The sequence below is a fragment of the Cupriavidus sp. 8B genome, from assembly GCF_054589115.1.
Window position 1 is genome coordinate 1 of sequence record NZ_BAAILO010000659.1, and the last position, 6388, is coordinate 6388.

At 66.1% G+C, this 6388-nt stretch carries 4 protein-coding genes; 1 reads left to right on the forward strand and 3 read right to left on the reverse strand.

The window, feature by feature from the left end; all coding sequences use genetic code 11:
- Positions 1–475 precede the first annotated feature (475 nt).
- Both ACYP5B_RS53230 and ACYP5B_RS53235 read right to left on the reverse strand, forming a co-directional pair.
- Complete coding sequence (locus ACYP5B_RS53230; RefSeq protein ID WP_267603552.1) at positions 476–916, reverse strand: DUF4399 domain-containing protein; 441 nt, start codon at positions 914–916, stop codon at positions 476–478.
- 45 nt (positions 917–961) lie between these two features.
- Positions 962–1387: a DUF4399 domain-containing protein gene (locus ACYP5B_RS53235; protein WP_400103458.1), complete on the reverse strand. Its 426-nt coding sequence runs from the start codon at positions 1385–1387 to the stop codon at positions 962–964.
- A gap of 426 nt (positions 1388–1813) precedes the next feature.
- Here ACYP5B_RS53235 and ACYP5B_RS53240 point away from each other — a divergent pair, with 426 nt between their 5' ends.
- Positions 1814–3805 (forward strand): SUMF1/EgtB/PvdO family nonheme iron enzyme, encoded by a 1992-nt coding sequence (locus ACYP5B_RS53240; protein WP_459575573.1) that lies wholly within the window; start codon positions 1814–1816, stop codon positions 3803–3805.
- A 20-nt stretch (positions 3806–3825) separates the two neighbouring features.
- Here ACYP5B_RS53240 and ACYP5B_RS53245 read toward each other — a convergent pair whose 3' ends face one another.
- Positions 3826–5901 carry a serine/threonine protein kinase gene (locus ACYP5B_RS53245; RefSeq protein ID WP_459575575.1) on the reverse strand — a complete coding sequence of 692 codons (2076 nt, stop codon included), beginning with the start codon at positions 5899–5901 and terminating at the stop codon, positions 3826–3828.
- Positions 5902–6388: the final 487 nt, after the last annotated feature.

Sequence of the window (6388 nt, forward strand, 5' to 3'; positions counted from 1 at the left end):
GGTGTCGAGTTCTTCGGTGACCGACAGGTCCTTGATGGCGAGGGTGGTAGTCATGGCAGTTCTCCTTGGGAGCGATTGGGACTTGGGTTCGGTTGGGTTGAGCATCTGTGCTGCGCTCGGGAGGTACAAACGCATGGAGTGTGCCAAGGCGGGCCATGCCATTGCAGATCGCCCGCAAACGCAGGCAGGGCTTGGGAAAAAGTTTTTTTGCGCCGGAAAAGAGGTGCCAGCAGGCCACGTGGGACGGCCTGGATCTGACGGGCGGCGGCCAACACAACAGACACCATGTGTTTGCTCGCTGACGACAAACGCCTGCCCACTCGACCCGCGCGGCCGGTGCGACGAAGACACGGGGCAATTGTGTAGCGCGCGCCGCGTGGCAAGCGCGCAATGAGATCAGCAGTGAAGCGCCCCCGCGGCGCGCGTCATGCGGCGCCGCGAGAAACCAGGCTCGAAATCGAATTAGCGATCGGGGTCACTTCACATAGATCGTGATCTTCTTGGAGTAGATCGGCGGGTTGTGCGGGATGTGCTTGTCGTCGGCCATCAGCAGTTGCAGGGTATGTTTGCCGGGCGGCAGCTCGATCGTGGTCTCCGTCTCGCCGGCGCCGAAGTGCAGATGGTTGCGGTCGTTCGGGATTTCCTTGTCCATGGGCGGCAGGTCGGTATCGATCAGCAGGTGGTGATGGCCGCTGTTTGGAAACTTCACGCCGCGCGGCGCCACGCCCATGCCGCGCAACCCGAACCACACCTTGACCGGCTTGCCCGCCGGCAGGACCTGGTTGTTGTTGGGAAAGCCGATATACAGGTAGGCATGGGCGGGCGCGGGCGTGGTGTCCGCGATTGCGCCGGTCGGCATGCCACCGATCAGAAGCAGGCTGGCGGCGAGCGCAGCAGCCGGAATGAGCTTACGCATGGACTGTCCTCCCGTATCGTGCCGCCGGCCCGGCGGCCCGGGGCCTTATCGAACGGTGATGGTGATCTTCCTGGAGTAGATCGGCGGGTCGTGGGGCTTGTGATCCTTGTCGCCGAGCAGCAACTGCAAGGTGTGCTTGCCCGGCGGCAGCTCGATCCGCGCCTCGGTCTCGCCGGCACCGAAGTGCAGGTGGTTCCGGTCGTTCGGAATCTCCTTGTCCATCGGCGGCAGGTCCGTGTCGATCAACAGGTGGTGGTGGCCGACGTTGGCCATGTCGATGCCCTTGGGAGCGACCCCCATATTGCGCAGGCCCATGCGCACCCAGAATTTGCCACCGTCGATCACGGCGCCGTCAGGCGGCCAGATGATGTAGACCTCGGCATTGGGTGGGGATGTCGTGGACAACGAGATCGAGGGCAACGGAGCCAGCAGCGATGCTGCCAATGTGCCGAGCACGGTTCGCCTGTGCATACGATAGCCCTCCCGAACAACTTGTCTCGAAACGCGGTGCGTTCTTGCTATTGGTGCTTGGCTTTTGGCTTATTCGTTGATTGGCTTCAGGCCTCGGCGCACTGCATTTCGTCATCCAATTTTGTCATTCAGCTTAGAACGGAAAACTGCAAAAAGATACTTGGCGATACCCTGCATCGCGCCGGCGGCGCGCGGGCGTGAGCTTGCTACGCCACCCCGTGTTGCGAAGCACCTCCGGATTCACAATCGCTGTGCTATGGTTGATTGAGCCAGCCCAGTGCCGCCCGCGCTGCATCACGTCGGCGCAAAGGACAAGGCGGGCCGGCCAGGTGATGGCCGGGCATCATCGCACTCGCGTGCCGCGTGACGCGCCGTTGGCACGTGGACCGTCGATGCACTTCGGCGCCGTACGAACAAGGCCTGAATATGTGGCGAAAACTCCTTGTCGTGTGCCTGCTCGGGTTGGCTGCGGCCGTGCGCGCCGAAGCCGGCATCGACACGCCAACCCTCACCGCCGAAGCAGAACACGCGGCCTCCGCCCCCGCGAGCGTTCCGGCCAAGCGCCTTGCCCTGGTCATTGGCAACGCCGCCTATGCGGACGAGCCGCTGCCAAACGCCGCCAATGACGCCCGGGCAATGCGCCGCGCATTGACCGAGCTCGGTTTCGACGTCATGCTCCGCGAGAACCTCGACCGGGAAGGCATGGCACGTGCGCTTGCCGAATTCCGGCAGCGCCTGCAGGCCGGCGGCACAGGCTTGTTCTACTTCGCCGGACACGGCATCGAAGTCGCGGACAGCCCGGTGCTGATTCCGATCGATGCCGGCAGCCGCACACCTGGCCGCCTGCTCACAGCGGGCACCGAGCTTGGCGCCGTGCTGGCCAGCATGTCGACGCCGCGACCGGACATGCTTAACGTGGTGATCCTCGATAGCTGCCTGGACAACCCCTATCGCGGCAGTGCCGTCAAGCCGGCCGCCGCCCCCGCCAACACGCTGATCGCCTATGCTACGGCCCCCGGCGTCGTGGCAGCCGAGGACGCGCAGCATGGCGCGTTCACCGCCGCCCTGCTGCGCACGATGCGCATGCCCGGCCTCGATGCCGAGGCCGCCTTGCGCCGGGCTGGCGAAATCGTGAGCCAGCAAACCGGGCGGCGGCAGCAACCGTGGATGTCATCGTCGTTATCCGCCCCGCTCCGGCTCGCGGCGAACGCCGCGGCCACCAGCGACGATGCAGCCTTCACTCCCGCGCTCAGGCAAGCCGCTCCGCTGATCCTTGCACAGCATCGCGGCATCCTTCCCAAGGACAGTGACGAGCAGTACGAGCTGAGCTTCTGGGACTCCATCAAGAACAGCAATTTCGCGAGCGACTATGAGGCCTACCTGAAAGCCTATCCGAACGGCCGCTTCGCGCCGCTGGCACGCGCCAGGATCGAACGGCTGCGCGCGGCCGGGCCGCAGGCCGGCGCGCCTGCCGAGCGTGCGCGTACGCCAGGCGCCTCATCCGGGCAAGCCACCGCGCAAGGCACCGTCACGCCGCCGGCACGCGCGCAGTCCGGCAAGGTGCAAGCGCCGCCTGCCGCGCCCTCACCAACGGCACCCGCTGCATCCGCTCCACCCGCCCCGGCCGCCTCGGCCGCAAGCGCGCCCTCACCCGCCACGCAACGTGCTGCCGCGGCCGGCGCCGTGACAGTCGACATCAAGCCGGGCGAGGTCAAGGACTGCCCGGCCTGCCCCGTGCTGCACAGCCTGCCGGCGGGCAGCTTCACCATGGGCAGCAACGGTGGCGACCCGACCGAGAAGCCGCCGCATCATGTCACCATCGGCCAGCCCTTTGCCATCGGCAAGTACGAAGTCACGGTGGAACAATGGGGCGCCTGCGCCGACGCCGGCGCGTGCCAGCGCATCGCCACCGTGGCCAACGCGCCCAAGAACGCACCCGTGCGCGATGTAAGCTGGGACGATGCCCAGCAGTACGTCGCCTGGTTGAGCAAGGTCAGCGGCAAGCACTACCGCCTGCCGACCGAAGCCGAGTGGGAGTACGCCGCCCGGGGCGGCACCTCGACGCTCTACTGGTGGGGCGACCAGATGCGCAAGGGCACGGCCAACTGCAAGGACTGCGGCGAACCGTGGAATGCCGACGCGCCCGCCAACGTCGGCTCCTTTGCCGCCAATGGCTATGGCCTCCACGACATGAACGGCAGCGTGTGGGAATGGGTCGCCGACTGCTGGCACATCTCGTACAAGAACGCACCTGCCGACGGACGCGCCTGGGACGAGCCCGGCTGCAGCGTACGCGTGATCCGTGGCGGCTCGTGGCATGAAGGTGCTAGCTACATGCTCTCATCCACCCGCTTCAAGTACAGCGCGAGCGTGCGCCAGTCGCAAAACGGCTTTCGCGTCTTGCGGGACCTGAAGTAGCCGCTGCCAGCGCCGCCTTGCTAGCGCGGTTTGGTGGATATCTGCACCATGTCGGCACCGATGTGGCTTTCTCCGTGCTTCGCCGCCATCGGACCCAGTTGCCGGTCGAGCGCGCGCAGGTAGTCCTGCCTGGACTCCGACTCCGGGCGCAGCGCGTCGAACAGCGGCGCGGGCGTGGTGATCAGCACGATCAACTCCGTGCCGAACGGCTTCGAGATCACCCAGTCGCCCAGGCTGCCCACGGCAGCGGTGTAGCTGGCGGGAGCCTGGTTGGCCTTGGCGCGCTCGCTCGGCACCATATGCACGACCTTGCCATCGGCCATGTAGTAGTCGACGTAGACATAGGTGTCGTACGGTGGCGTGGTGATGTCCACGATCAGTGGCGTGCCCTCGGTCAGTTGCGCGCCAGGCGCCCGGGTGTGGATCGTGGTCAGGGCCGCGCCGGTACGGCGCCCCGACCAGTAGGGCGAGATCAGCTTGACCACGTCGCACTTGTCATCGCCCAGCGGCTGCACGTCCAGGTTCAGCGTCTGCACGCCGGGCACTGCACTCAGCTCATCTTTCAGCCGCTTGATGCCGAAGCGCTCCGCTACATAGCCACCCACCTGTAGTACATGGTCCTGCCCGGTGGCCGACAGCAGCGAGCAAGGCGCGCGCGCCAGCACCGGCTCCACGGCCTGCATGGAGAGCGCGCGCTCGGCCTTGGCTTCCTGGCGCGGTTGCGCCGGCGGCAAGCCCGGCGCAGCGGATGGCGCCGCTGCGTCTTCCGGGGCTGCAGATCCGACCGCGCTTGCAGCGGACTGCGCCGCAGGCTGCTGGCCCTCCAGCGCGCCGCGCGAGCGCCACACGTAGTAACCCAACCCGCCGGCCACCAGCAAGCCGGCCACGGACGCCGCGCCCAGCTTGGCCATCGGCATGCCACCACGGCGCTCGGTGCCCATCTCAGCCAGGAAGCGCGCCACGGTAGGCGTGCGCGTCGCGCGATCGAAGGACAGCGCCGCGCGCAGCGCACGCCACTGCCCGCGGCTGAGCACCTTCGGGCGCTGTGGCTTGAGTGCCGCGCCGCGCGCCTGGTTGGCCGACAACCGCTCGTAGGGGTGCCTGCCAGTCAGCAGTTCGTAGGTCACGCAGGCCAGCGCGTAGATGTCGTCACGCGGATCCGGCTCGCGATGCTCGAACATCTCTGGACTGGCATAGGCGGGGGTCATGCCACCGAGCGTACCCGGATCGAACACAGTCGGGTCCGCGTCGTCCGCCGGTTGCTGGAAGACGCGCGCGATGCCGAAATCGATCACCTTCACTTCGCCGCTATCGGTGAGGAAGACATTGGCGGGCTTGAAGTCGCAGTGGACGAAGCCACGCTCGTGCGCATAGGACAAGGCCCGGCCCATGCCGGTGATGATCGGCAGCGCCTTGGCGTAAGGCATGCCGGCAAAGTCCGGCGCGCGCAAGACGCGATTGAGCGACTTGCCGGACAGGTACTCCATGGTCAGGTACACCACCGAGCCGTCGCGGTCGAAGTCATAGACCGTCACGATATTGCGGTGCGCTAGCGTCTGCGCCTTGCGCGCCTCACGCTGCAACGCGATCAGCGATTTCGGATGACCGCGGAACTGCACATTGAGGACCTTGATGGCGATGTAGGGCTTGCGGTCCGAGGCCTCGAGCTTGCGCAGGTCGAGTGCCTTGTAGACCGTCCCCATGCCGCCCACGCCCAGGCACTCCTCCAGCACGAAGCGGCCATTCAAGGTGTCGCCCACCCCTTTGGTATGCTCCGCCCCGGCAAACGCCTGGTCGGCCGGCGGCGGCGGTGCCGAGGACGGCGCTGACGCCATGCCGGCGCGAGCAGTCTGCACGCGGGTTTCCTCGCCGCCCTCCTCGAACTGGGTTACCCCGCGGCGCTCGATGCGCCTCAGCACTTCTTCATAGACGCCAGGCGGCAGCGGGAAGCGGGTGTTCTCCTCGCTGAGCATGTCCGCCAGCTGCGTCGCGCTGGCCTGGTCCACGGCCAAGGTGCTGTCAATGCGGGCCAACAGCTCGTCGTGCGACAGACCACCGCTTTGGAAGGTACGTATCAGGTCTGGAATGCTAGGCATCGATGCAGCCGCGACGTGATTGCGCGAAGTTGCGCATTGAGCGCCCACTCGCCCTTCTACGGCGAGTACCTGCCCACGATGGATACTAGTGCGCACTCATGCCAATCGCAAACCCCTCGTGCATTGCATCAACACCGGCAAGCCACGCAAGCGGCACGATGGCGCCGCAAGAGCAGCCACCTGTCGCGCATGCGCGAACACACGGTGTTGCTGTGTTGGCCGCCGCCCGTCAGATCCAGGCCGTCCCACGTGGCCTGCTGGCACCTCTTTTCCGGCGCAAAAAAACTTTTTCCCAAGCCCTGCCTGCGTTTGCGGGAGATCTGCAATGGCATGGCTCGCCTTGGCACACTCCATGCGTTTGTACCTCCCGAGCGCAGAAACAATGCTCAAACCAACCGAACCCAAGTCCCAATCGCTCCCAAGGAGAACTGCCATGACTACCACCCTCGCCATCAAGGACCTGTCGGTCACCGAAGAACTCGACACC